The organism is Hyalangium versicolor (assembly GCF_020103695.1).
Taxonomy (GTDB): Bacteria; Myxococcota; Myxococcia; order Myxococcales; family Myxococcaceae; genus Hyalangium; species Hyalangium versicolor.
On sequence record NZ_JAHXBF010000004.1, the window covers coordinates 347,127 to 373,832 of the forward strand.

15 protein-coding genes are annotated in these 26,706 nt (G+C 67.5%); 10 read left to right on the plus strand and 5 right to left on the minus strand.

The features are described 5' to 3' along the window. Positions 1–129: 129 nt before the first annotated feature. The 5 genes from KY501_RS10730 (at position 130) to KY501_RS10750 (ending at position 14,927) form a co-directional block, all read left to right on the plus strand. Entirely contained in the window at positions 130–6,102 is a 5,973-nt protein-coding gene (locus tag KY501_RS10730) for an FG-GAP-like repeat-containing protein (protein ID WP_224362733.1), read from the plus strand. 237 nt (positions 6,103–6,339) lie between these two features. After that, positions 6,340–6,888 (plus strand): hypothetical protein, encoded by a 549-nt coding sequence (locus tag KY501_RS10735; protein ID WP_224362735.1) that lies wholly within the window; start codon positions 6,340–6,342, stop codon positions 6,886–6,888. Positions 6,889–7,044: 156 nt separating this feature from the next. Beyond that, complete coding sequence (locus KY501_RS10740; RefSeq protein ID WP_224362737.1) at positions 7,045–13,110, plus strand: FG-GAP-like repeat-containing protein; 6,066 nt, start codon at positions 7,045–7,047, stop codon at positions 13,108–13,110. Positions 13,111–13,118: 8 nt separating this feature from the next. Then, entirely contained in the window at positions 13,119–13,424 is a 306-nt protein-coding gene (locus tag KY501_RS10745) for a hypothetical protein (protein WP_224362739.1), read from the plus strand. A 219-nt stretch (positions 13,425–13,643) separates the two neighbouring features. Continuing rightward, positions 13,644–14,927 carry a YecA family protein gene (locus KY501_RS10750; protein ID WP_224362742.1) on the plus strand — a complete coding sequence of 428 codons (1,284 nt, stop codon included), beginning with the start codon at positions 13,644–13,646 and terminating at the stop codon, positions 14,925–14,927. Positions 14,928–14,954: 27 nt separating this feature from the next. Here KY501_RS10750 and KY501_RS10755 read toward each other — a convergent pair whose 3' ends face one another. Together KY501_RS10755 and KY501_RS10760 are read right to left on the minus strand one after the other, a co-directional pair. Continuing rightward, positions 14,955–16,184, minus strand: coding sequence for a cyclic nucleotide-binding domain-containing protein (locus KY501_RS10755; protein WP_224362744.1), 1,230 nt, complete (start codon positions 16,182–16,184; stop codon positions 14,955–14,957). An 11-nt stretch (positions 16,185–16,195) separates the two neighbouring features. After that, positions 16,196–17,434, minus strand: a complete 1,239-nt coding sequence (locus KY501_RS10760; protein ID WP_224362746.1) for a cyclic nucleotide-binding domain-containing protein — start codon at positions 17,432–17,434, stop codon at positions 16,196–16,198. 677 nt (positions 17,435–18,111) lie between these two features. Here KY501_RS10760 and KY501_RS10765 point away from each other — a divergent pair. The 4 genes from KY501_RS10765 to KY501_RS10780 are packed head-to-tail and all read left to right on the plus strand — an operon-like array spanning position 18,112 to position 21,996. Further along, positions 18,112–19,413 (plus strand): WD40/YVTN/BNR-like repeat-containing protein, encoded by a 1,302-nt coding sequence (locus KY501_RS10765; protein WP_224362940.1) that lies wholly within the window; start codon positions 18,112–18,114, stop codon positions 19,411–19,413. Next, entirely contained in the window at positions 19,410–20,045 is a 636-nt protein-coding gene (locus tag KY501_RS10770) for a hypothetical protein (protein ID WP_224362747.1), read from the plus strand. Before KY501_RS10765 ends, KY501_RS10770 begins: the two co-directional genes overlap by 4 nt. After that, on the plus strand, positions 20,042–21,301 hold the full coding sequence (locus KY501_RS10775; RefSeq protein ID WP_224362748.1) for a beta-propeller fold lactonase family protein: 1,260 nt from the start codon (positions 20,042–20,044) through the stop codon (positions 21,299–21,301). The genes KY501_RS10770 and KY501_RS10775 overlap by 4 nt, the downstream gene beginning before the upstream one ends. After that, positions 21,298–21,996: a c-type cytochrome gene (locus tag KY501_RS10780; RefSeq protein WP_224362749.1), complete on the plus strand. Its 699-nt coding sequence runs from the start codon at positions 21,298–21,300 to the stop codon at positions 21,994–21,996. The genes KY501_RS10775 and KY501_RS10780 overlap by 4 nt, the downstream gene beginning before the upstream one ends. A gap of 84 nt (positions 21,997–22,080) precedes the next feature. Here KY501_RS10780 and KY501_RS10785 read toward each other — a convergent pair whose 3' ends face one another. Next, positions 22,081–22,263, minus strand: a complete 183-nt coding sequence (locus KY501_RS10785) for a hypothetical protein (RefSeq protein ID WP_224362750.1) — start codon at positions 22,261–22,263, stop codon at positions 22,081–22,083. Between the two features lie 148 nt (positions 22,264–22,411). Between KY501_RS10785 and KY501_RS10790 the strand changes: the two genes are divergently transcribed. After that, entirely contained in the window at positions 22,412–23,968 is a 1,557-nt protein-coding gene (locus tag KY501_RS10790; RefSeq protein WP_224362752.1) for a serine/threonine-protein kinase, read from the plus strand. 88 nt (positions 23,969–24,056) lie between these two features. On the opposite strand, the gene lnt is transcribed toward KY501_RS10790, so the two are convergent. Together lnt and KY501_RS10800 are read right to left on the minus strand one after the other, a co-directional pair. Continuing rightward, complete coding sequence (gene lnt / locus KY501_RS10795; protein ID WP_224362754.1) at positions 24,057–25,520, minus strand: apolipoprotein N-acyltransferase; 1,464 nt, start codon at positions 25,518–25,520, stop codon at positions 24,057–24,059. Next, positions 25,514–26,689 carry an exonuclease/endonuclease/phosphatase family protein gene (locus tag KY501_RS10800; RefSeq protein ID WP_224362758.1) on the minus strand — a complete coding sequence of 392 codons (1,176 nt, stop codon included), beginning with the start codon at positions 26,687–26,689 and terminating at the stop codon, positions 25,514–25,516. The genes lnt and KY501_RS10800 overlap by 7 nt, the downstream gene beginning before the upstream one ends. Positions 26,690–26,706: the final 17 nt, after the last annotated feature.

The following is a 26,706-nucleotide window of genomic DNA, read 5'->3' on the forward strand; positions in this document are numbered from 1 at the left end:
CAACGGCGAGGTTGAGCGTGAGGAGATGCGCTCCGGCTGCATGTCTCACAAGCGTCCTTCAACATGAGAGGCCTGTCGATGCACGGGCAGAGATGCGTTTTGGAACGAAGCAGGGTGTTGGCGGTGGCGATGGCGTTGTGGGGTGCGACGGCCTGGGCAGTGGCGGATCCGTCGCCTGGGGCGGTGAATGCGCAGACGCTGAAGCTGCCAGACGGGCCGGGCAGCGTGCGGGGGATGGCCGACGACCCCAGTGTGGAGGTGTTCAGCGGACAGGTCAGCTACCAGGTGCCGCTGGACGTTCCGACAGGTATGGCGGGCTTTGCTCCGAAGCTGTCGCTTTCGTACTCGGGCGAGGTGGGCAACGGGCCGCTGGGAGTGAGCTGGGCCCTGCCTCAGATGGCCCTCAAGCGCAGCGTGAGGCTGGGCGTGCCGACTTACGGCGCATCGGATGAGTTGGAGCTGGTCGGCGTTGGAGGGGGAGGTCGGTTGGTGGCACTGGCCGACGGCACCTGGCGGCTGGAGGGACGCGGACAGGCCTTCAAGGTGGAGAGAGACGGCGATGGCTATGTGGTGACGGAGAGCGGGGGCGTGCGCTACCGGCTGGGAGTGACGGCCGCGGGGCGACAGGCCGAGGGCACTCGAGTGGCTGGCTGGTTTGTGGAAGAGGTCATTCACCCCACTGGCCAGGCGGTGACGTATGGCTACCTCCAGCACAACGGGCAGCAGTACCTCTCCTCGGTGGTGTGGGGGCCCAACTCCTCCTTCCGCGTGGAGTTTGCTTATGGGGCCCGGCCCGACACCACCGTCAGCTACCGCACCGGCTTCCGCGTGGAGACGGCACAGCGCCTCACCGAAGTGCGCGTCTTCTCCTTCGGCACCCTGCTGCGCGTCTACGTGCCCGGCTACGACGTGTCCCTTCCTCTCAGCCGCCTGGCCTCTCTCTCCATGCTCGGCAAGCTGCGCCAGGGCTCTCTTCCCACCCTCTCCTTCTCCTATGCACCACGCTCCAACCCCAACCTGGTGCAAACCGAGGCCGCTGCCGGCTGGGCCCTCAACGTCAACGGCACTTCCCTGGTGGACGTGGACGGCGACGGCGTCACCGACCTGCTGCGGCTGACCGCTTCGGGGCATTCCTGGCGCAAGGGCACGGGGACGGGCTTTGCCCCTCTGCGCACCATCTCAGGCGCTGCCGGCGCTGTGCTCTCCTCCTCGCGCCTCATCGACGTGGACGGTGACTCACGCCCGGAGTTGGTTCGCTCCTTCAGCGAGGCCTGGCAGATCAACTCCCTGCAGGGCGAAGCGTTTGGCCCTACCACCAAGTGGCTGGGCACTGATTCCCTTCCCCTCTTCAATGACTCCACCTTCTTTGCTGACTTGAATGGTGACGGGCGCGTCGATGTGGTGCGTACCGGCAGCGAGAGCCTCAGCGTCCGCTGGAACAGGGCCTCCGGGCTGAGTGCCTCGGTGACTCGCCCGGGTATCGACGGAGCCATCCTCATGCCGGGCCCCAACGTGCGCTTCCACGAGGTGAACGGCGACGGCCTGGCTGACGCAGTCCAGCTGGGCAGCGGCTGGTACAAGCTGTTTCTGGGCAAGGGCGACGGCACCTTCGTCTCCGCTGGCACCTTCAACTACCCCTGGGGGGATTCCACCAACACCGCCAACGTGCGCCTGGGAGACCTCAATCGCGATGGCCTCATGGACCTGGTGTACCTGCTCAACGGCTACGCCCATTGGTACCCGGGCCGCGGCAACGGAGCCGTCGAGACGACTGCGCGCATCCTGGCCTGCCCTGGTCCCAACGACACCGCCACTGTGCTGGCGCTGGGAGACATCACCGGCAACGGCAGTGAAGACATCGTGTGGAGCAGCACCAACGGCATGTGGGCCCTGGACATGGCGGGCGCCACCAGCGCAGGCATGCTGACCGGCATCGACAATGGCATGGGCAAGGCCCTCTCCATTTCCTACCAGGGCAGCGGTCAGCTCTCTGTCGCCGCGGAGGCCGCTGGTACTCCCTGGACGCGCAAGCTGCCCACCTCCATTCCTGTTCCCGTCCGCCTGGAGGTGCAACCCGGAGCCGGTGAGCCCGCACGCGTCGTCGAGTACACCGTGCGCGACGGCTTCTGGGACGGTGTGGAGCGCCGCTTCGGCGGCTTCCTCACGGGCGGCACCCGCGCCGTCGGCTCTTCTCCTTCAGACACCCTCTCTATCGAGACGCGCTACGAGGAGGGCTCTGGCGCCTCGCGCGTGCTGCGGGGCCTGCCTCTGGAGGCGACGAAGAAGGATGGGCTCGGCACCTTGTACACAAGAGCCCTCTCCTCTTACGAGGCGCGCCCGGTGGACGGGCTTCCCGATGTGCCTCTGCTTCGCAAGCCGGCACTGCTCGAATCGCGCACCTTCCATTACGAGGGCGTCTCCTCTCCCATCGAAACCCTCACCACCTACAGCTACGACGTACGCGTGCGCCCCATCGAGGAGGTTCACCACGGTCGGCTCGATATCACCGGCGACGAGAAGACTGTGCGGCGCGCCTTCGCCAGTGACGACGTGGCCTGGGTACAAGATGTCCTCTGCGAGGAGCGGCTGCTGGAGGCTGACGGCACCCTGGTGTCCCACTCCCGCGTCTTCTATGGCGACGCTTCCCAGGTCTACTCCTGGACCGATGGCACCCAGTGCCGCGCTGGCCGCCTGGTGCGCGAAACCCATTCCTGGCTTGCTGACTCAACCAACCCTCACTGGGTCCTCCAGTCCTCCACGGAGTACGACGCCTGGGACAACCCCACGCACATCTATGAAAAGGGAGGCTGGCGCACGCTGACGTACGACGCCAACCACCTGCACCCCGTCTCTGAATCCATTTCTCCGGAGTCGGGGCGAACCCTCACGTGGGGAATGCAGTGGGACGACGTGCTGGGCCAGCCCTGGCAAATGACGGATGCCAGCGGCGCCATCACGGAAGTGGCGTACGACCCCTTGGGACGCCTCTCCACGGTGGCGCTTGGCGGCGCGGAGCCCCACGTGCGCTACTTCTACGACTGGACAGCCCCTCAGCCCCGGACCTTCACCTATACCTTCGATGGGACGCCCGAGACACTCGCGGGGAGCTGGACGGGCACCTGGTCGGAGACGGGAGACTGGCGTGAGGTGGTGGCGGTGTCCAATGGCGCCGGCGAGGCGCTGTACTCGGCCACGAGGCTGCTCGGAAGCCGGTGGATCATCTCCGGCTGGCAGGAGCACAACGTCCGCGGTCAGGCGACCTACCACGCGGACAATTTCTACTGGGATGGCGTCGCGCTGCCCACCACGCGGCCTATGCAGGCGACCGGCCAGACGCTCGCGTACGACGCGCAGGGCCGGCTCGTCACCCAGACGCTGCCTACAGGGGTATCTCGGACGCTCCAGTACAAGGCCTTCGAGCTGACACGGAACATGCCGGAGATGGCGTCCGTCATCTCGCGGCAAGATGGATTGGGGCGGATCATCCGCACCGAGCGCTCCGTGAACGGCACCGTGGAGTCGGTGGACGCGGTGTACGACGCGGCGGACCGCATTCACCTCCTGAAGCTGCAGGGCCAGGCGGTGACGCACCGCTATGACTACGACACGCTGGGCCGCCTGGTGTTCGCGCAGGACCCGGACATCGGCTCGCGCTCGATGCAGTACACCGACAGCGGCAGGCTGACGCACCACACCAACGGTGCCAACCAGACGCGCCAGTACTTCTACGATGACGTGGGCCGGCTCACCCAGACGCTGGGCGAGGATGGCGCCACCTTCATCTACCATTACGACACGCCCCAGGATGGCAACACCACGAGCTACACGGCCGGACGCCTGGCCTGGGTGGAGGAGGCGCGCGGTGAGGTGCACTTCACCTATGACGCCTTCGGGAGGGGGGTGCACCGGAGCCGCGCCATCGACGGTTCCTGGGCGGAGGAGGCGACGGGCTTCAGCCCCTCGGGTCTGCCTCTGTTCTCAGAGCTGGACGGAGTGCGTATCGAGACGGCCTACGACGTGGCCGCTCGCGCGATCCAGGTGGGCAGCTACTGGCAAGCACTCCAACTGGATGCGGCCGGCCGGGTGCTGGAGGAGCAGTACGGCAATGGAATCCACCAGCAATACACTTGGGATGAGACAGGCCTGGCCCGCCACATCCAGGTGCTGCGCGACGCCAGTGCGTTGTACGACGTGACGCTCACGCGCAACCCGTATGGAGCTATCAAGACGGTGCGGGATGACGACGGAGTGGGCCTCAATCACTCGGCCGTGTTCGGCTATGACGGAGCGGCGCGGCTCACGGACATCCTCCTGGGAGCGGAGAAGCAGGCGGACGGGACATTGGTGGCCGGAGCGCAGTCGTATGTCTTCGCTTATGGCTACGACGGATTGCAGAACCTGACGTCCAGGACGACCACAGGCCCCAAGGCACTGGGGCTGCTGCAGGGCACCTACCATTACGGAGAGCGTGGTTACGGGCCGCGGCAGCTCTCGCGGGTGTCCTCTCCCACGGGCAACACGCTGCTGGACCATGATGCCGCCGGCCGCCTGGTGCATCTAGGCAACCGGAGCATGGTCTACAACGGGCTGGATGAGCTCGTGCAGGTCACCCAGCCAGGGGCTGGCGGAGGCAGCGACGAAATCATCTCGCACGCCTATGGGTACGACGGGCAGCGCACGGTCACGAGCAGTTCGAGCGGGGAGTCGCAGTACTGGTACTTCCCGGAGCTGACGCAAACGGGCGTGAACCGTGAGCGGTACGTGAAGCTCGGAGACAGGACGCTGGCGAAGGTGACCCAGCTCGCCGAGCTCAGCATGCGAACTGGAGCAACGGGCACGGTAAGTGGATCCGCGCTGAGGAATGGCCTGACGAAGGGCCTTACGGGCCTGCTGTGGGCTGGACTGGTGCTGTGCGCCCTGACGGCCGTTGCCCTGCGCGACTCACCACGGGCCCGCTGGCGGCGCCTGATGGCGGGGGCACTGGCCGTGGCGCTGGTGGGAATCTCCTGCGACACGGGCCTGCCCGCCTCTCGCTTCACCCAGCGGGGACGGGCGCTCTGGGGGCTGGGTGAAACGGTGTACTTCCAGCAGGGAATCGCCGCGGGTCCGGTCATGCTCACGCGAGAGGACGGCACCATCCAGGAGGAGCGGCGCTACGAGCCCTTTGGCACGCCCATCGAGGCCTTCCGCGAGCTGCCATCGGGCAGTGAGGTGGGGGACATCAATCACCAAGCCGAGCCGCTCAACGTGCTCAACAAGCAGACGGACGCCCACACCGGATGGAGTTACCACGGAGCGCGCTGGATGGCACCCGAGACGACGCTCTGGCTCACTCCGGATCCGCCCGCCAAGGCTCCACAGGGGAAGTTCGTCGAATCCCCCTGGGATATGAACCCCTACCAGTATGTCCGCCAGAACCCCATCCTCTACTGGGATCCGGACGGGCTGGATCCCGTCATCATCGCGGGTGAGGTCTCCCTCAAGGGAAGTCTGCCCAATCGATACCAGGGGCGTTTGGTCAACCTCGACATCAAGGACATTCGAAGCCTGCCCGGCTTCGAACAGGCCGCGCGGGCGCTGGCGACGAGCAGCGGGGCATCCGATGTGAGCAGCAGCACGCCGGTCATCCGCGTCAATACCAGGGAAGAGGCGCTCAACGCGCTCAGGAACAGCGGTGCAGGAGGCTCCAAGGTCTACATTGGCCATGCGGGGCTCTATCGCGACATCAACACAAATCAGATCCGGAACGCGGGCAAGCTCGCCATCAATCTGACGAATGTATATACGCATGTGTCAGGAACAGAGTTCGGGGCGATCGTGCGGGAGCAGAAAGGCACGCCCTTCGCGTTGATGTGTTTTGGTGGCACGCTGGATCTCGGCGAGCCCCCAGAGGGGCAGCAGCCTCCTTGGACTCCCAGAGGTCCGAGTGAATACCGCGAACTGCAAGCCAAGGTCGAAGTGCCGCACAAGGCCATGGACCGCCAGATCAACACCCTGAACAATCAGGGCAAACCGTCGAATGCACCGCTGCTGTTCCAGGGTACAGACGGGCCCGAGGTCAAGCGCCTCTCATTGGAGTGGGTCACCCCCCAGGCCCACTAGGGAGCCAGAGCAGACATGCGCGCGCGTGATGGAATGAGGCAGCTCCGAAGATGGGGAGGAGGCCTGGCCCTCTCTCTGCTGATGGCAACCGCGGCCCGGGCGGAAGATGCTGGAACGCGGGGGCAGTGTCTCTCGAAAGAGCATGTATCGCGTTTACTCGAGGCCACCGCGAGGCTCGCCCTGACGCTGGCCACGGACGCCAGGAGGTATTATCCGAAAGGGCCCGCGGAGGCAGGTGTGCGGGTGGACGCCGAGTTGCTCAAGGCTCGTCTGCCGCGGGACGCATTCCCCATTCCCAGGATGCCGCCAACGGGAGACACGCCCCGGTGTCTGACAGCCACGCTCTCTGGAACAGGGAAGGAGGCCGCGCCAGGAGGGGCGAACTGGAAGACGTGCCCCAAGAGTTCCTCGGCTCCGAAGCAGCCGCACTACCAGGTGTTCGCACAGCTCCTCGTGGACTGCGAGAGCCGGACCACGGCCTTCGTCTTCGAGAAGCCCCTCCTGGTGCGTCCAGGAGACAATGATGCCCTCCTCAGCGACTACGATGTCTGGCTCTTGGTGTCCGATGATGGTGCCAGCTTCGGCGAGGTCCTCAGCGGCTGCCTTCCTGGGGGAGGTAAGAGGCTCGACAGCCGTGTCGGCGTGAAGCAGGGCATTGAACGGATCGGGGAGATGTGTTTCCCGTATTACATGCCGGCTCCCGACGGAATGATGTATCCCTGGCAGGGCGTCAAGGACCGCGAGCAACGGCAGCGGGAGATCAAAGTGCTCGGAAGCGCCGGATGAGAGCCGATCCGGACTGCGGAATTCATTGAACGTTTGTCTTTTGCTGTGTGGTGCCCATCCAGCCCCCGAGATTGAGGGCGGGGAGGTGTGCCCCAGTTGCATGTCTCAACATTCTTTCATCACGGAGGCCTGTCGATGCACGGGCGGAGATACGTTTTGGAACGAAGCAGGGTGTTGGCGGTGGCGGTGGTGTTGTGGGGGGCGGTGGCCTGGGCGGCGGCGGATCCATCGCCTGGGGCGGTGAATGCACAGACGCTGAAGCTGCCAGACGGGCCGGGCAGCGTGCGGGGGATGGCCGACGACCCCAGTGTGGAGGTGTTCAGCGGACAGGTCAGCTACCAGGTGCCCCTGGACGTACCAGCGGGCGTGGCCGGCTTTGCTCCGAAGCTGTCGCTTTCGTACTCGGGCGAGGTGGGCAACGGGCCGCTGGGAGTGGGCTGGGCCCTGCCGCAGATGGCCCTCAAGCGCAGCGTAAGACTGGGCGTGCCGACTTACGGCGCATCCGACGAGTTGGAGTTGGTCGGCGTTGGAGGGGGAGGTCGGTTGGTGGCGCTGGCCGATAGCACCTGGCGGCTGGAGGGGCGCGGGCAGGCTTTCAAGGTGGAGAGGGACGGCGATGGCTATGTCGTGACGGAGAGTGGGGGCGTGCGCTACCGGCTGGGCGTGACGGCTGCGGGGCGCCAAGCCGAGGGCACTCGGGTGGCCGGCTGGTACCTCGAGGAGGCGGTTCACCCCACTGGCCAGACGGTGACGTATGGCTACCTCCAGCACAACGGGCAGCAGTACCTCTCCTCGGTGGTGTGGGGGCCCAACTCCTCCTTCCGCGTGGAGTTTGCTTACGGGGCACGGCCCGACATCACCGTCAGCTACCGCACCGGCTTCCGCGTGGAGACGGCACAGCGCCTCACCGAGGTGCGCGTCTTCTCCTTCGGCACTCTGCTGCGCGTCTACGTGCCTGGCTACGACGTGTCCCTGCCTCTCAGCCGCCTGGCCTCCCTCTCCATGCTCGGCAAGCTGCGCCAGGGCTCACTTCCCACCCTCACGTTCTCCTATGCACCACGCTCCAACCCCAACCTGGTGCAGACGGAGGCCGCTGCTGGCTGGGCCCTCAACGTCAACGGCACTTCCCTGGTGGATATAGATGGGGACGGTGTCACCGACCTGCTGCGGCTGACCGCTTCGGGGCATTCCTGGCGCAAGGGCACGGGGACGGGCTTTGCCCCTCAACGTCCCATCTCAGGCGCCGCTGGCGCTGTGCTCTCCTCCTCACGCCTCATCGACGTGGACGGCGACTCACGCCCGGAGTTGGTGCGCTTCTTCAGCGAGGCCTGGCAGATCAACTTCCTGCAGGGCGAGGCCTTTGGCCCCACCACCAAGTGGCTGGGCACTGATTCCCTTCCCCTCTTCAATGACTCCACCTTCTTTGCTGACTTGAACGGAGACGGGCGCGTCGACGTGGTGCGTACCGGCAGCGAGAGCCTCAGCGTCCGCTGGAACAGGGCCTCCGGGCTCAGCGCCTCGGTGACACGCCCAGGCATCGACGGGGCCATCCTCATGCCGGGCCCCAACGTGCGCTTCCACGAGGTGAACGGCGACGGCCTGGCTGACGCAGTCCAGTTGGGCAGCGGCTGGTACAAGCTGTTTCTGGGCAAGGGTGACGGCACCTTCGTCTCCGCTGGCACCTTCAACTACCCCTGGGGGGATTCCACCAACACCGCCAACGTGCGCCTGGGCGATCTCAACCACGATGGCCTCATGGACCTGGTGTACCTGCTCAACGGCTACGCCCACTGGTACCCGGGCCGCGGTGGCGGAGCCGTCGAGACGACGGCGCGCATCCTGGCCTGCCCTGGCCCCAATGACACCTCCACCGTGGTGGCGCTGGGAGACGTCACCGGCAACGGCAGTGAAGACATCGTGTGGAGCAGCACCAACGGCATGTGGGCCCTGGACATGGCGGGAGCCACCAGCGCAGGCATGCTGACAGGCATCGACAATGGCATGGGCAAGGCCCTCTCCATTTCCTACCAGGGCAGCGGTCAGCTCTCTGTCGCCGCGGAGGCCGCTGGTACTCCCTGGGTGCGCAAACTGCCCACCTCCATTCCCGTTCCCGTTCGCCTGGAGGTGCAACCCGGAGCGGGCGAGCCCGCACGCGTCGTCGAGTACACCGTGCGCGACGGCTTCTGGGACGGTGTGGAGCGCCGCTTCGGCGGCTTCCTCACGGGCGGCACCCGCGCCGTCGGCTCTTCTCCTTCAGACACCCTCTCTATCGAGACGCGCTACGAGGAGGGCTCCGGCGCCTCGCGCGTGCTGCGGGGCCTTCCTCTGGAAGCGACGAAGAAGGATGGGCTCGGCACCTTGTACACAAGGGCCCTCTCCTCTTACGAGGCGCGACCGGTCGACGGCCTTCCCGATGTGCCTCTGCTTCGCAAGCCGGCACTGCTCGACTCGCGCACTTTCCATTACGAGGGTGTCTCCTCCCCTATCGAGACCCTCACCACCTACAGCTACGACGTGCGCGTGCGCCCCATTGAGGAGGTTCACCACGGTCGGCTCGATATCACTGGCGACGAGAAGACGGTGCGGCGCGCCTTCGCCAGCGATGACGTGGCTTGGGTACAAGATGTCCTCTGCGAAGAGAGGCTGCTGGAGGCTGACGGCACCCTGGTGTCTCACTCCCGCGTCTTCTATGGCGACGCTTCCCAGGTCTACTCCTGGACCGATGGCACCCAGTGCCGGGCGGGTCGCCTGGTGCGCGAAACCCACTCCTGGCTTGCTGACTCAACCAACCCTCACTGGGTCCTCCAGTCCTCCACGGAGTACGACGCCTGGGACAACCCCACGCGCCAGTATTCCTCCGGCACCTGGCGCACGCTGACGTACGACGCCAACCACCTGCACCCCGTCTCCGAAACCGTCTCTCCCGAGGCAGGCCGCAACCTCACCTGGACGCTGCAGTGGGATGACGTGGCGGGCCTGGCGGGCACGCTGACAGACCCCGATGGCATCACCACGGAAGTCACCTACGACAGCCTCGGCCGCCCCATGACCCTCGCGGTGGGCGGCGCCTCGCCCCACGTGCGCTACTTCTATGACTGGGCAGCGCCTCGTCCCAAAACCCTCGTCTATTCCTTCGACGGCGCCCCCGAAGCACTGGAAGGCAGCTGGACGGGAGACTGGGTCGAGGGCGGGCCCTGGCGCCAGCAGGTGACGGTGTCCAACGGCGCTGGCGAGGCGCTCTACTCCGCCACCCGTCTCTCCCCGTCACTCTGGACGGTGTCCGACTGGCGCGAGAGGGATGCACACGGCCGCGTCGTCTACGTCGCGCAGCCCTTCTACTGGGACGGAGCCCTGCCCACCGCGCGGCCCACGAATGCCGTGGGGCAGCTCCTGGCCTATGACGCGCAGGGGCGCATCGTGCAGCAGACGCTGCCCAACAACGCCATCCGCACGTTCGGCTACAAGGCCTTCGAGACGACGCTGACGGACTCGGAGCTCGCCCCCGTGGTTTCGCGGTACGACGGGCTGGGGCGCATCACTCGCACCCAGCGGCAGGTGGACACCACCCTCGAGTCGGTGGGTGCTTCCTACGACGCCGCCGGCCGCATCCGTACGCTGAGCCTGCAGGACGGAACCGTCACCCACAGCTTCTCCTATGACTCGCTGGGCCGGCTGGTGAGCGCGGACGACCCGGACATTGGTGCGCGCACCTTGCGCTATGACGATCGCAACCGGCTGACGCACCACACCAACGGCGCCAACCAGACGCGCCAGTACTTCTACGACGACGTGGGCCGTCTCACCCGCACGCTGGGCGAGGACGGCACCGCCTTCGTCTACCACTACGATCTCGCCCAGGACGGCACCTCCTCCGGCTACACCTCGGGCCGCCTGGCCTGGGTCGAAGAGCCTCGAGGACAGGTGCACCTCACCTACGACGTGTTTGGCCGCGAGGCGCGCCACCGCCGCTCCGTCGACGGTATCTGGGCCGAAGAAGCCACGTCCTACAGCCCCTCGGGCCTGCCGCTCGCCTCCGAGGTGGATGGCGTCCGCATTCCCACGACCTATGACCCCGCCGGCCGTGCCATCCGCATCGGGACCTACTGGGAGGCGCTGCAGCTGGATGCAGCGGGGCGAGTGCTGGAAGAAAGGTACGGCAACGGCGTGCGCCAGGTGTACGAGCGCAACGTGCTGGGCCTTCCCCGTCACATCCAGACCCTGCGCCCCACCACGGGCGTGGCCCTCTACGATGTCACGGTGACGCGCAACAGCTACGGCGCGCCGACCACCGTCACCGACGACGACGGCGTGGGCCTCAACCACGCCTCGACCTTCGACTATGACGAGGCGGCCCGCCTCACCGATGCCATTCTCGGCGCGGTGAAGCTGCCCGACGGCACCCTGGGCGAGGGAACCGCCTCCTTCCACTTCAGCTACCAGTATGACGGCCTGCAGAACATGGTGCAGCGCCAGGCCTCGGGCCCCAAGGCGCTGAGCCTTCTGCAAGGCAGCTACCACTACGGCGAGAGGGGTTTCGGCCCGCGCCAACTCACGCGCGTGGCTTCCGCCAGTGGTGACACCCTCCTGGACTACGACGCCGCCGGCCGCCTCATCAGCCAGAGCGGACGCACCATGGAGTACAACGGCCTGGACCAACTGGTGCGCGTGACGCTGCCGGGCACGGAGACTCCCGCCGCCACGGTGGAGCACGCCTACGGCTATGACGGCCTGCGCATCCTCACCCGCGATCCCGACGGGGACACCCAGTACTGGTTCTCCTCCCAGCTCACCGAGCGCCAGGGCCAGCGCGAGCGCTACGTGATGCTGGACAGCCGCGTCATCGCCCGAGTGACACAGACGCCCGTGCCAGAGTCGGGCGCCCTCGCGCGCGCCACGGGCCTGGGAAGCGTGACGGGCGCCACCGTGGACGAGGCCGTGGCCTTCGGCCTGCCCGGGTTGGTATTGGGCGCCATGGGCCTCGTCCTGCTGGCAGTCCTCGCGCTGCGGGCACCCATGCGCGGCCGAGGCCAGCGCCTGCTGGCAGGCACGCTGGCCGTCTCGCTGCTGGCGCTGTCCTGTGATGCAGGCGTGCAGGGGGCACGGCTGTCACTTCAGCAGCGCGCCCTGTGGGAGGCAGCGGGCACCCTCTACTTCCACGCGGGTCTGTCCGCCGGTCCCGCGCTGCTGACGCGCGCGGATGCCAGCGTGTACGAGGAGCGCCGCTACGAGCCCTTCGGCGTACCCATCGATGCGTACCGGGAATTCGAAGGCGGAGGCAGCCAGGTGGGTGAGGTCGACCACGCGGGCGAGCCGCTCAACACCCTCAACAAGCTGACCGACGCACACACCGGCTGGAGCGATCACGGTGCGCGTTGGATGGCACCGGAGACAGCTCGCTGGCTGACCCCCGATCCTCCGGTGAAGACTCCCGATCCGAAGTTCCTCACGTCTCCCTGGAGCCTGCACCCCTACCAGCACGTCCGGCAGAACCCCGTCCTGTACTGGGATCCGGATGGACAGATGGAAGTCCCCATCGTGACTCCGGGCACGCCGACATACGTGCCACCGCCCTCCGGGAACATGCCCTACGCGGACCCCACGCCGGTGCGCGTACCCATGCAGTTCCCGACAGTCCGCGGGCCTCCCATGGTGGCCCCCCCGGTGCCCGAGCTGCCTCCCATCGAGGCGCCACCGCCGGGGTTCTGGGTGACAGCCGGCCGCGGACTCCTGGCGGCCGTGCGATTCGTCGGCAGCGCCGCCGTGGTAGGAGTGACCGTTCTCCTGTTACCCGGTACGGCTCATGCCCCTGGCCCTCACACGGGGATCAAGCCTTCACCGGCTGATGTCATGCAAGCGGCTCCGGGTGACGCCGCAAAGAACCTCGGGCGAGTCGTCTACCCGCGCGGGCCCGGAGCAGCGACCAGCCCTGTCCCGCCAGGGTATGTGCCGGTGAGCCGATGGGTCACGGAGACCGAAGCGAAGCTCTGGATCGATAATGGTGGCACGTACATCCCTGGCGGAGTCGGCGGGGAGAGTGGACGCATCTACGTGACCGTGCCTGGGGAACCACGACCTGGAGGGACCGGGCCCGTCCGTATCGACTTCACAGTAGACTCCGCAGCGCTCAACAAGGCTGGCAAGGAGGGTTGGTTCCAGATCTTCCAGCCCGTCCAGAACATGCCCGTCCACAACGTCACGATCACATACCCACCAGAAAAGTAGAGGCGATCATGGCCACCGTGAACCTCTCATCGGAGTTCGGCCTTGTGGTGCGGCGAGCGGCGCTTGAGCAGCGTGGCGTAAGCTACCGCAAACTGCTCGACACGATGGAGACCGAGGCGCCACTGGATGTGAACGAGGAGCTGATCTCCTTCGGTCCGCATTTCGGATTGGAGGCGGCGACAGAGTTCGCCCGTCGCCTGGAGTCCATCGGACTGATTAACATTGATGACTTCTTCGTCTTCGCTGGCGACTTCCCGGAGTGGTGTGGGTTCACCGGATACTTCAACAAGCGGGACACCCCGTCGACAGGCTGATCGCGGGGCACAACCTTGCTAAGTGCGATGTCCGAAGCCATCGCGGCGGCGCAGGGTTTCTCCGTTTCGTTCGAGGAGGACTGACGGCGCAGTTGCGCACGCAACGAGGGGCGGCCTGCTTGCCGCGGGCCGCCCCGAATTCATGGGGTGTACAACTACTCCGCTCTCGGGCCTGCCGCGAGACTCTGGAAACAGGTCGAAGGGCGGTAGGGTGGCGCCATGAGCTCGTCCAAGCCCGGCCGCAATGATCCCTGCCCCTGTGGCAGCGGGAAGAAGTACAAAGCCTGCCACGCCGCCGAGGATCGCGCGCGTGCCGCGGCCCCGTCTGCCGCCCCCCACCCGCTCGCCGCGGACCTCAAGGCCGCGATGGAGCTGCTCGGGGATCCGGATGTGTCCAAGCTGTCTCGCGCGCTGGACCACCTGGGCTCCCTGCTGGCGAAGTGGGGCCCCGCTCCGAGCCTGCGCTTCGACTCAGCCGCCTTCGATGCCCACCTCACCCAGGCGTTCGAGGCCCTGCCGGACACCGTCGAGCAGAATCCCGCCCAGGCCCACCGGGAGCTGCTCATCGGCACCGTGCGCCAGTTCGGCACCCGCGCCTTCCTGGATGCCTTCCGCGCCGCCGTGCTCCAGCGCGCCGTTGAGTCCGGCCTCTCGCCCGAGGACCGCCAGGCCCTCTGTGTCGCGGCGCTGCTCTCCTCGCCTTCGAGCAAGGGCACCTTCCGCCCCGAGGACATCCCTGTGCTGGATGTCGTCTTCGACGTCCAGTTCCGCGAGTGGTGCACCCAGCACCACGAACTCGCCAACAAGTTCGAGGCGCTCACCCGCTTCGCCGAGGACGAGCTGTCCCCCGAGGTGCTCGACGCGCTGAACAAGGCTCGCGAGGGCAACATGGATGCCCTGCTCCAGCACGTGCAGTCCGACCCGCGCATCATCGAGCGCATCACCCGCGAGGCCAAGGAGCGCGCCACCCGCGTCGAAGCGAAGCTCCGCGAGCGCTCCACCCCGCCCCTCTTCACTCCCGAGGAGGAGCTCTGGTTCACCTGCGTCCTCTGGGAGCCGCTGCGCGCTGTGAAGGGCTCCGCCACCAGTGAGACCACGCGCCGCGCCGCCGTGGAGAACCTCATCCGCGCCGTGAAGGGCGCGCTCGACTCCGAGCTGCTCTCCGGCATGCTGGAGCGCCTGCGTCAGAAGGCTCGCGATACCTCTCTGGACGAGGCCACCCGCACCTGGTTCACCGACGCCGCCATCGCCGTGGAGGCCGAGCCCTCGCGCATGGTCATGGCCGCGCTCTTCACCGCCAGCCAGGAGGCCGTGGGCCGCTCGGCCGAAGAGATGGTCATGCTCGCCGACATCAAGGCCCGCCCCGTGTGGACGCCCGAGGACTTCGAGCCCTACCGCAAGCTCCTCGAGGACATGGGGCTACCCACCGCCGCCGCGCGCATCCGCCGCTGCCAGGACTGGCTGAGCGAGCACCCCATCGCCCTGGCTCCCGAGAGCGCCTGAGCAGCGCCCGGCCGGGAGCCGAGAGATTCAGACGCGCAGGTCGCCCTCGTGGAGCTCCCGCCCCGAGAGCAGCTTCGCCGTGCGCTGGAGCCGCTCCGTGCCCACCCGCGTGAGCGCGCCCCGCATCCCCGGCTGGCTGAGAATGAGCCGCTCGAAGGCGGCCCGGTCCAGCTTCAGCACCACGCTGGGCACCTCGGCCCGCACCGTCGCCGTCACCGGCTTGCCGAGCAGCAGGGAAATCTCTCCGAACACATCGCCCTCGCGCAGCGGCGGATAGGCCCGCTCCCGGCCATCCCCCTGCACGTGGTACGGCGTGCAGCGGCCGCGCAGCAGCAGGTAGAACGCGTCGCCCTGCTGCCCCTGCTCGAGCACCACCTCGCCCGGCTTCACTTCGCGGAGCTCGAACTCGCGCGCCACGGCCTGCTTCTGCTCGGGCTGAAGCGGCGTGAACACCGGGTTGCTGCGCAGCAGGTTCTCCACCATCCGCTCGCGGTAGAAGGACTGCACCACCTGCCCCACCACCGGGTGCCGCCGCTCCAGTTGCACCAGCCGCTCGCGCGTGAACTCCAGGAGCACCACCGGCGCCAGCGTCAGCACGCTCGCCAGGCGCGGCCCCTCCGAGATGAGCGCCAGCTCTCCGAAGAAGGAGCCCTCGTTCAGCTCGCCCACCTTGCGCCGCTCTCCGCCCTCGAGGTGGCGCACCACCGCCACCCGGCCCTCCACCAGCGCGAACATCGACGCGCCGTGATCGCCCTCCTCCACCACGGACTGGCCCAGCGGCAGCTTGCGGACCTCCATCGCCTCCACCACCGCGGCGAAGGGCTCGCGCGCCAACTGCGAGAACAGCGGCACCGCCGGCATCCCCGCTGCAGGCCCACGCCCGTCCGGCAGCGGCGCGAACTCCTTGTGCGGCGGGTTCGCGGTGCCTCGCAGGCTGGGCCCCTGCCATCCATAGAGATCCGCCAAGGAGCGCGGCGTCCGCGTGTGCCCCGGCTCCAGCTTCAGGAGCCCCTTGCACGCCACGATGGCGCGCAGCAACTGGCCCACCCGTGCGAAGGCCAGCGCAGCCTCCTCATAGGCAGCCACCGCCTCCGCCCGGCGCCCGAGCCGCTCCCGCAGCTCGGCCACCTGCTGATGACTCGCCCCATCATCTGGCGCGAGCTTCACCACGTGCTCATACTCCGCCAGGGCTCCCTCGAGCTGTTCCAGCCCGAGCAGCCGAGCGCCCTTGTCCTTGCGTCGCTGAAGCTCGTCCATCGCGCCGAGCCTCACGCACTCAATGCGCGCACTCGAGCCGCGAGGTTGCGCGTGAAGAGTCGATAGATGCGCAGCGCAGCGCCCTCGTGCGTGTCCAGGTAGTGCTGGAACCCCGCGCGGGTGATGCGCAGCGCCCGGACGGCGGTACGAGCCCGAACATGCGCCGACGTGGGCCCGTCCTGGATGAGCGAAATCTCTCCCAGGTAGGCACCGGGCCCCAGGGTGTTGAGCCGCTTGGCATCCGGCTCCGGGCCACTGAACACGTCCACGGTGCCCTCCAGCAGCACGAAGAGCCCCGTGCCCTGTGCTCCCTTCTCCAGCACCGTCGCCCCCTCCGGGATGAGCACCTGCTGCGCCACCCGGTACAGATCCTTCATGTCCTCCAGCGACAGCTCCCCGAAGATGGGGATGGCCTTGAGATAGCCATAGCCGCTGGTGGCCGGAGTCACCCGAGCCACGGGCGGCACGCCCGAATTGGAGCTGCCCAAGCCCGGCAACTGGGCCAGCACCTCGTCCGCCTCCGCGTCCCGGCCGACCCGCCGCAGCAACCGTGCCTGCTCGGCCAGCACCGCCGGATCCTTGCGCGCCTCCTCGGAGCCCCTCAGCGTGTCCACCAGGAGCGCCAGCGCGCGCCGTGGCTGCCCCTCGTTGTCCAGCAGGGTGCAGATGCGAAGCACGGACTCCAGGTGCCGCGGATCATCCACCGGCACGCCGCACAGCGCCTCCACCTCGGCGTGCACGTTGCCCAGCTCGCGGTACACCGCCGCGGCCTCCAGGGGCCTGCCAAGCCGCGCCAGGCACTGCGCCATGGACTCGCGCGCGCCCAGGCCGCGGTACAGCTCCAGCGCCCGCTCCAGCGCGCCGCCCCGCTCCAGCGCCGCCGCCGCCTTGGCGATGTCGCCCGCGCGGAAGTACGCCTCGGCCGCCTCCACCTGGTTGCCACCCTGCTCGAACAGCGCCGCCGCATCCGCGTCCGAGCCGAAGCCCTGCAGCAGCCGCGCCGCGCCGGTGAAGTCGCGCGCCTTGCGCAGCACCTCCACCAGACTCTTGCGCTCTTCCACCGTCGCGCCGACCGCTTCCTTCAGCAGCCGATCGCGCTGGGCCGCGCTCATGTCCTCGTAGAGCTGGACGGCCGTATCCACCTCATCGCGCGTGGCCAGCCACTGCACGACTTGATAGGCGCTCCCGCCGGGTGCGCCCGGCTGCCCGCTCTCATCCACTTTGTTGGATCCCGCCGAGGATTGCTCCATGCCGTATTCCTATACCGCTTGGAACTGTCTGGCGACGTGCTTCAACCCCCACCGTGTCGGGACAGACCCGCCGGAGGTGGACCAAACAACCACACCCCGCCCGCGTGCACCGCTCTGAAGAAGAGGGATTCCCTCAGGGGGCCTTCGACAGCCCACCACCGCGAACCAGGTGCGGGGCTGGCCCAGCATCCCGCCCACCTTCTCGGCCATGCGTGCGTTGCGCTCATAGAAGCGCTTCTCGTACAGGGGGCGCGGATCGGGGTGGGCCTGCTCCGCTGTTTCCAATTCGACAATTGGGTTCAATCCGCGCGGGTGAAGACGAGAAAGTACTGGTTCGGGAGGAAGCAGTGGTCCTCCACGCGCCCGCGCGGCGGGCGGGAACGAGCCCAGAACCCGCCGGAAGGAGGACCGCCGTGAGGTTGCTCAGCCCCTCGTGCCGTGCGCACTCGGCCAGATAGCGAGCCATGTCCGGCTCAAGGGCCGGGCATTTTCGCGGCGGGCGCGCGTTGGGGGACGGATCTCCTGCGCGAAGCGGGCAGGCAGACCGCGAAGCTGCTCCCCTGGGGCAAAAAGCCACATCGACTCACCGCGAAGTCGATGCAAGGCTCGCGCTCGGACAGCGTCCGGGCGCTATCGTAGGAGCCCCGTCCGCTGCCCGGAGTCCATCCGTGAAGAAGATGTCCCCCCTTCCCCCCTGGAGGCTGCTGCTCGTCCTGCTGACGCTGAGAGCCGCCCCCGCGCTGGCCCACGCGGGTCTGCCCGAGACGAGCAACGCCAGCGTGCGGAGAGGAAGCGAGAACGACTTCATCCTGGGAGCATCCTTCGGCGCGGTCATCTCTCGCGACCACGGGCAGACGTGGCGGTGGCTCTGCCCCGAGGGCATGGGCATCGGCGCCTGGCGTCCGGAGCGCTACTTCTGGCTGACGGGCGGGGAGATCCTCGCCGCCACGGGCAGCACGCTGATCCGCTCGAAGGACGGGGCGTGCACGTGGACCTCGCATCCGTTCTTCAAGGACACCTGGGTGACGAACCTCGCCGTGCACCCCACGGACGAGCGCATCATGTACGCCACCACGGGCAAGCCCTCGGCGGGCAACGGCATCTTCCGCTCGGAGGATGGCGGAGAGACGTGGACGGCGCTCACCCCGTTGACGCCGGACATCCGCTACTCCGCCATCCGCATCGCGGCTTCGGACCCTCGGATCATCTACGTGTCCGCCCAGGACACACAGACGGCGATGTTCCTCCTCCGCAGCGAGGACGGAGGCCAGACGTGGACGCGCCTGCCCCAGCCGCTGTCCCAGTTCGAGCGTCCGTATGATCTCATCCTGCTCCTGGTGAGTGACGCCTCTCCGGACGTGCTCTGGGCGCGGGTGTCCGCGCAGGGCCTCAGCTACCTGCTCAAGAGCACGGACCGAGGCGCCACGCTGACAGCAGCGATGGATACGGCGGATGTCATCATCGGCGCGGAGGCCTCGGCGGACGGGCGCACCGTCTGGGTCTCCACGCCCGTGCACATGTATCGCGGAAAGGATGACGAGGCGTTCACCGAGTTGACCCTGCCGAACGGCAACGCGTGCGCGCTGCGCGTGGGCAACACGCTCTATGGATGCGGCTCGAGCTGGGTGCACGACTGGGCGTTCGCGAGCAGCCAGGACGAGGGCACCACCTGGGAGCCCGTGTTCGGGCTCACGGGCATCCAGGGCTCACACGTCTGCGCGGCGGAGACTCCGGTGGCGCAGTTCTGTCCTTCGCGCTGGCCGCAGCTCGCGGCGATCCTCGGGGCCCCCACCTACACCGACGGCGGCGTGGAGCCTCCCCCGCCTCAGGACGCGGGCACGGGACCAGAGCCGGAGCAGCCCCAGAAGGACGGCTGCAGCACGACCTCGGGCCTCGTCCCGGCGGCCCTGTTGTTGATCACCCTCACCCTCGGGCTTCGCTCGCGGCGGGCCCCTCACCAGAGAGACGGATCCTCATGACGACACGACGACGCATCCTTGGGAGTATCTGCGCCTCCGCGCTGCTGCTCACCTCCGCCTGTGGCAAAGACGAGGAGGAGGAGCCCTCGAAGTGCGGCGATCCTCTCTACGGCGGCTCGGCCACGGACGAGGCGTGGATGACGATGGTGGACGCGCAGAAGAAGCCCCAGGACTCCTCGCGCGCCGTCACGGTGACGTCGCCGTCCGCAGGGGCGACTCTCGCTTCCAACGCCAGCCCGCCCCTGATCTCGTGGACGTCGCCGCTGCGGGCCTCGCTGGACCGCGACACGCCGGGACGACTTGCCCGGGCATTCCCTCGGCAGAAGCGGGGCCCTCTGGCCTGGCTGGGAGAGTTGCTGGTCCCCACCGCCGAGGCGCACCTGCCGCCCTACACGGGAGACATCTATCTGGTGCAGGTGACGGTGCCGGGCCGTGAATGTCCTCTAGAGGTGCTCACCTCGGATCTGTCCTGGCAGATGGACGCCGCATCGTGGACCGCCGTGGCCGGTGCGAATGGTCAGGATCTCTCGCTCCAGATCACGAGCGCGTACCTTCAAGAGAACCGGCTCAAGGAGGGCCCCTATCGGCTGGCGACGCCGCACACGTTCCGTCGGGCGGTCGCCACGCCATGACACGGACCCGACTGCTGCTGACAATCCTCGCGCCTCTGTCGCTGGGAGCGTGCGGGGACAAGGACACCACGGGCCCGCTGAAGGTGCCCGAGCTGGAGTACGGCACGGATCGGCCGTGGCCCTCGCCAGAGCCGTTGCCACCCATCGGCCCCGCCGGACGGCTCATCATCACCAACAACATGGATGACACGCTGAGCCTGCTGGACCTGGACACGATGGGCTCGGCGGATTGGAAGGAGCTGGCGCGCATTCCGGTGGGGCTCAACCCCGTGGAGCTGGAGGGCCCTCACCACACCGCCGTCTCTCCGGACGGCACCTCCTATTATGTGGGCATCTCCAACTACGTGCCCGGCTCAGGCTCGGGGCCCCACGGCACGCACGGCTCGGGATCGGCGGACGGCTACTGCCTCAAGCTGGACTCGACCACCAACACCATCATCGGCTCGGTGCGAGTGGACCCCAACCCGGGTGACGTCATCATCAGCAAGGACGGGCGCACGCTGTACCAGACGCACTTCGATCTGCTGAGGATCTCGACCGTCGCCAAGCGTGGGGGGACGGAGCAGGAGATGTACGCGCGCCTGGCCATCCTCGACGCGGAGACGATGACTCGAAAGGGGGAGATGGTCTCGGTGTGCCCTGCTCCGCACGCGGTGCGACTGTCGCCGGACGAGCAGCGCGCGTATATCGCCTGCTGGTCGGATGAGGTGGCCATCGTGGACCTGGCGCAGGCGAGCCACCCCGTGACACACGTGAAGGTGGCGCCCAACGCGGGGACGGCCGTGGCGCCACGGCATGAGCCCTATGCCCTCACGGTGTCGCCCACGACAGGAGAGGTGCGGGTCAGCTCCCTGGCGACGCACTCGGTGCAGTACCTCAACCCGGAGACGCTCACCATGGATCCGGACCGCACGGTGATCCTGGATGGGGCACCGATGTTCGGCGAGTTCACCGCAGACGGCCGTACGCTCTACATGCCGTATCAAGGAGTCGAAGCGATCGCCATCATCGACCCGGAGGCGATCGTCCCTCCGACCTATCGGCCCCCGTCGATTCCGCTGGCTCCGAGTGGCTGCGTCAACGTGCACCAGTTTTCGATGACACCGGACGAGCGATACGGGCTGGTCGTCTGCGAGGGCGACCACGTGGGCCCCGGCACGTTCCACGTGGTGGACCTGGCCGAGAGGACGGTGGTGAAGACGGTGCAGGTGGGAATCTTCCCGGACTCGGTGGCGCTGGTGCGGAGGAAGCCATGAGGTGGGGATGGCTGGTGGCCAGCGTGCTGACCGTGGGCTGTGGCGGAGCCACCTCGGCGGAGGACTTCGGCGAGGAACTGTTCCAGGACTCGCGCCTGTCAGAGAGCCAATTCAACAGCTTCTCGTGCGCGACGTGCCACGCGAGCACGGCCAAGCCAGAGGAGGGACACGTCCGAGCGGGCTACTCGCTGTACAACTCGGCGTTCCGGCCGAGCTGGTGGGGTGGCTACGAGACGAACCTGCTGAACGCGGTGAACTTCTGCTACGTGAACTTCATGCGGGGAGTGTCACCGCTGACGGCGGAGGATCCGAAGTCTCGCGCTCTGTACGAGTACCTGGTCCACATCAGCCCGGACTCACAGGCGCCGGCGCTGCCGCTCACGGTGGTGAAGGACATCCAGGACGTGCCTAGGGGCAGCTCGAGCCGAGGCGCCGAGGTGTACAGCGCGGCCTGCCAGACGTGTCACGGCGAGCCGCACACGGGCAAAGGGCGGCTGACCCAGCTCGCGTCCATCCTTCCGGAGGTGACCGACGAGTACGACTCGCTCTTCCCGGGCGTGCCGCATCAGCTCGTGGTCATCGAGAAGGTACGTCACGGCCAGTTCTTCGGAGTCAGCGGCAGCATGCCGCTCTACAGCCGAGAGGCCCTCTCAGACGAGGACCTGGGCGCACTGCTCGCGTTTCTGGGGCTGTGAGCCAGGGTAGAGGCCACGGCTCAGCCTGCTCGCTCGTACGGCCCACGGCCGGGTGACCGTTCAGGAGGAAGAGAGAGCTGTCACCTACTTCGAGTCGTCGCGATGAGCGCGCTTGTTCGCCTCAGAGGCCGTCTCGCGCACGGCACGCTCGCCGACGGAACCTTGGCGCATCCACTCTGGCCAGCTCTCCAACTTGCGGCGATTGCGCTCGAGCGACTCTCGGAACTGCGCCTTTTCGTCCGTGGTGCGGCTCTTGCCAGTGGTCACGCGGCGTCTCCCAACAATCCGTAGGTAGTGGCTAGCCCAAAAAGCTCACCGGAAGCGATGACTTCCTTGAGACCAAGTCGAAAGAAGCGCCGACCCGTGCTCATGGGCGTTCTCCACAGCACGCGGCCAACATACTTGACAGAGCGGAATGACGGCGGCCTACTCATTGGGTAGTCTGCGCGCCCCGGCGGAGCTGACCGCCCTGCGCACCGTGAGGCATGCGATGACGGACGAGCCAACCCCCGACTCGCTCAGACCTGGGAGTCTGGTCGGCCCGTGGCGCGTGGAGACCTATGCCGGCGGTGGCACCTACGGTGTCGTCTACCGGGCTCGACGCGCGGGGCATCCGGGCTCAGTGACGGTGGCGCTGAAGGTGGCGCGCTTCCCCCATGATCCGCGCTTCTTTCGCGAGGTGGAGCTGCTCACGCGCTCGCGGCACCCGGGCATCCCGGAGCTGTTGGACCGGGGGTGGTGGCTTTCCAGTGAAGGCATCACCTACCCCTATCTGGTCATGGAGTGGATCCACGGGGCGCCGCTGTACGAGTGGGCGCGGGTGCACAAGCCCTCTTCGCGCAAGGTGCTCCAGGTGCTGGCGCAGGTGGCCTGGGGGCTGGAAGTTGTACACCAGACCGGCGGCCTGCACCGGGACGTAAAGGGAGACAACATCCTGGTGGAGCCCGAGGGCCGGGCGTTCCTCACGGACTTCGGCTCGGGCACGTGGGCGGGCGCATCTCCGCTGACGGAGAGCCTCATGCCCCCGGGGACTCGCGAGTACCGTGGGCCCGAGGCGCTGCGCTACCAGTGGCACCACCTGCGTCAGCGCGGTGCGCACTATGCGGCGCGTTCCTATGACGATCTGTATGCGCTGGGAGTCACGGCCTACAGGTTGGTGACGGGGAGGTATCCACCGCCGGGAACGGATCCGGAGGCGAAGATGGATCCGATCCGGTCCCCGCCTCCACCGCGCGAGCCGCCTCGGTCGCTCAATCCGAGGGTGATTCCGGAGCTGTCAGAGTTGATCGAGCGGATGCTCTCGGCGGAGCCAGAAGCGCGGGGACTGGCGAGAGAAATCGCCGAGGCCGCAGAGGCTGTGGCGGAACACGCGGGGCCCGAGGCGGATGTGCCACTTGAGGACTCGGTGCCTGCTCCAGCCAGCTCAGAGGCCCAGCCGATGAGCGTGCGGTGGCAACCAGAGGTTCAGAAGGTTGTATCGGAGCGGGTGCCTGCAGAGGAGGTCAGGGTCCCAGTCATTGAGCCTACCAAGCCCCATGTAGAGACAAGACTTCAGCTGCGCGGACTCGTCCCGATTGCAGCGGTACTGCTAACGGTGGCGTGCATCTTGTGGATGGGGCACGGTCCTCATCCGAGAATCACAGTCGACACATCGGGCGAAGCACCGGACATCGAAGCACGGAGAGATGATGATGCCGCGTCGCTCGCCGATGCTTCGGTCACTGTGCGAGTGTCATCGCAAGGTGCACCCGTTGCGCCTGGAGCGATCTCGCTCGATGTGCCAGAGGATCCCCTTCCTGGACAGAAACGTGCTCCCTGTCGACGTCCGGGGGAACTTGAGATCAACGGGGGATGCTGGGGGCTAGCCAATTCGGATCCCCCGTGCCCAAGCCAAACGTACGAGTGGAAAAGCACGTGCTATTGGCCCGTTCTTGAACGAGCACGCCGACCTACCTCGAAGAAGCCACAGTAGTTCAGCGCGTGGATCGAGTCCTGATCCCCCTGCATCCAGCGCGGCACATGGGATGCCTGGGGCTGGAGAACGGCATTGAGCGCGTCCATCAGGGGCGCTGAGCGAGGAACCGGCGCCAGCCGCTGTAGGGAGTCGCCGCAGGCTGAGGAGTGGCGCGTATGCGGTGCAGCGTGGCCGGCCCTGCCACTGCCGTCGTGTCACTCCAGTCGCCCGAGTCTGGATCGAACGCGCCGCTGAACCCCTCCGTCACCGCGCGCACCAGCGGCAGGCCATACTCCCGCGCTCGTGCCACCCCCATCGCCAGCGTCATCCGGTGGAGGAGCTCCCGGCGGAACCATTGCTCGTTGCCGACGTTGAGCAGCACCTGGCGGCGCTCGTCGGGCTCCACCAGCTCGGTGAAGGCGACCTCGTAGCAGAGCAGCGGCCGCAGAGCCACGCCACCCGCCGCATAGGCTCGCTGCGGGCTCCGCCACGCACTCACGTTCGTCTTCAGCGTGTTGAGCTCCAGCGCGGCGAACAAGTGGCGTAACAGCTCGCTCGGGACGTACTCGGAGAACGGCACGAGCTTCTGCTTGTAGTAGACGGGCTGGCCGCCGCGCAGCTCGACGAGCGCGTTGTAGCGCCCCGCCGCTGGCGCCGGGAGCAACGCCCCCGCGAAGACAGGAGCTCCCCGCGGTCCGAGTACCTCCGAAAGTCCCTGGAGGCTCACGCTTCCGTCGCGGATGACGGACTCTGGCCAGACGACCCAGTCCGCGCTGGCCTCGCGGGTGGCCGCCACATACCGAGACAGCAGCGAGAGATCATCGCGCACGCTGTCCCCCGTCTCCGCGGATGCCAGGGTGATGGCGGCGATCGTGAGGGGACGCGAGTCCGTGGAGGCGCTCCAGCGCGTGGGGAGCAGGAACCCCAGGCAGAGCACCCCCGCCGCCAGCCCGGCGATGCGAGCCGCCCGACGCGTCAGCCCCCAGAGCCCCAGCCCCGCCGCGACCCAGAGCGGGAGCAACCCCGTCCCCTGAGCGCAAAGAACTCCCAGCCAGCGTCCGAGCGGTCCGAGCGCCAGCCAGTACCCATAATGCAGCCAGGGAAAACCGAGCCACGCGTCATGGATGAGCGCCTGGCAGAGCACCAGCCCCGGCGCCTGGAGCCATGGGAGCCAGGGAGCCAAAGCGCTGCGAGACAGCCGGTTCGCCGCCCACCCCCACAGTCCGTACGGCAGAGCAATCAACAGCAGGAAGCTCCCCACCACCGCGCCGCCGACAATGCGCTCTCCGGGCGTCAGCACATAGAGGACATCCGTGAGCCAGTACAGAGTGCTCGCCGCCAGCGTCGCTCCGAAGAGCGCGCCCGCTCGCAATCCCTCCCGCGGCGTGGAGCTGCTAGCCAGCGCTCGGAAGTAACAGGCGAAGCCGGCGATGAGCCCGAGCACATTGGCCGGAAACACCAGCAGCAGGTGCGCGGAGGCCCCCACCACCAGTCCTCCAGCGCCAGCCCACGCGTACGCCTTCCACGGCTCGGGCAGCGCGTGCCAGCGTGCGCTCACCGCGGTCAGCAACCGGGCTTCACCTTCAGCCAGCGCCCGTAATGATCCGAGTGCGTGTAGTAGGGCCAGAGCCGCTGCACTCCATCCAGCGTCTTCCACCCGGGCGCCCACCCGCTGTACCCGAGGACCTGAGCCTGACAGGTGCCGAAGGTGGCCGGCTTGCCCAGCAGCACCGTGTCGAAGTCCGCCTTGACACCCGTGGCCATGCCGTTGGGGCCCGTGTCCACCGAGCTCCCCACCCAGTTGGACTGGAAGCTCGCCGACTCGTAAGCCCCCATCACCGCCCCCGCCTGCCGGTAGGCGTACGGCTCCGAGAAGGCACTGTCCGCGACCGCCTGCATGAGGAGCTGGTGCCCCTTGGTGCTCGCCGCAGTGCTGGTGAAGTCCGCGTTGAAGTCTCCGCCGAAGAGCACCGTCGCCGGCGGGTAGCTGGCCCGGTTCGCGGTCACCTGCGCACGGAGGTAGGCCAGCGACTGCTTCATGTTGGAGATGCGCGAGCTGTCCGACGCCGCGTCTCCGTCCAGGTGGCTGTTGCTCCCGTACGTGAAGTGCGTGGTGAACACGTAGTAGTACAGGCCTCCCTTGGCGAGGATGGCGCCCCAGACGCCCTTCTCCTTGTGCACGTCCGGGCCGTTCACGTCAGTGAAGGCCTGGAAGGGAAGCTCCTTCACCAGCGTCGTCCCGCTCTTGTAGAAGAGCATGAGCCCACTGCAGTCATTCTCGATGGCGCCATCCATCGGGTCGTCGCAGTAGTACCCGCTCGGCGTCAGCATGCTGTAGCCGCGCGTCGCCAGGTCCGCCTTGGGCCCGTCCTCGATGATGTCGTCGTAGTCCCAGGCCTCCTGGAACACGAGCACGTCGGCGCACTTCGTCACCTTGCCGAGGCTCTGCTCCATCTCGTCCCCGAAGTCCGTCACGAACGGGACGTTGTGGAAGATGTTGTACGAGGCCATCGTGAACGCGCCGGTGTCATCACAGGTCTCGTTGAGCTGCCACGAGCGCGTGAGCGACGGGTTGAAGTAGTCCGTCTCGCTCACGGAATCGAACCACGTCTTGGGGTGGCTCGCGTAGTTGGCATCGAACGCGGGGGTTGAATCCGCGCGAGCATCGCCGGCCAGGGCCAGCACCAGTATGGCGATGGAGAGGGAGAGACTGCTCGGCACGAGCCTGTGAAGCTGCATCGCGGCCTCCTGTGTTG

What these genes read in the sequence shown, in the direction of transcription:
- KY501_RS10730 (WP_224362733.1), top strand. Translation starts at nt 130, where the DNA reads ATGGCGTTGTGGGGTGCGACGGCCTGGGCAGTGGCGGATCCGTCGCCT.
- KY501_RS10745 (WP_224362739.1), top strand. Translation starts at nt 13,119, where the DNA reads ATGGCCACCGTGAACCTCTCATCGGAGTTCGGCCTTGTGGTGCGGCGA.
- KY501_RS10750 (WP_224362742.1), top strand. Translation starts at nt 13,644, where the DNA reads ATGAGCTCGTCCAAGCCCGGCCGCAATGATCCCTGCCCCTGTGGCAGC.
- KY501_RS10755 (WP_224362744.1), bottom strand. Translation starts at nt 16,184, where the DNA reads ATGGACGAGCTTCAGCGACGCAAGGACAAGGGCGCTCGGCTGCTCGGG.
- KY501_RS10760 (WP_224362746.1), bottom strand. Translation starts at nt 17,434, where the DNA reads ATGGAGCAATCCTCGGCGGGATCCAACAAAGTGGATGAGAGCGGGCAG.
- KY501_RS10765 (WP_224362940.1), top strand. Translation starts at nt 18,112, where the DNA reads ATGTCCCCCCTTCCCCCCTGGAGGCTGCTGCTCGTCCTGCTGACGCTG.
- KY501_RS10770 (WP_224362747.1), top strand. Translation starts at nt 19,410, where the DNA reads ATGACGACACGACGACGCATCCTTGGGAGTATCTGCGCCTCCGCGCTG.
- KY501_RS10775 (WP_224362748.1), top strand. Translation starts at nt 20,042, where the DNA reads ATGACACGGACCCGACTGCTGCTGACAATCCTCGCGCCTCTGTCGCTG.
- KY501_RS10780 (WP_224362749.1), top strand. Translation starts at nt 21,298, where the DNA reads ATGAGGTGGGGATGGCTGGTGGCCAGCGTGCTGACCGTGGGCTGTGGC.
- KY501_RS10790 (WP_224362752.1), top strand. Translation starts at nt 22,412, where the DNA reads ATGACGGCGGCCTACTCATTGGGTAGTCTGCGCGCCCCGGCGGAGCTG.
- KY501_RS10800 (WP_224362758.1), bottom strand. Translation starts at nt 26,689, where the DNA reads ATGCAGCTTCACAGGCTCGTGCCGAGCAGTCTCTCCCTCTCCATCGCC.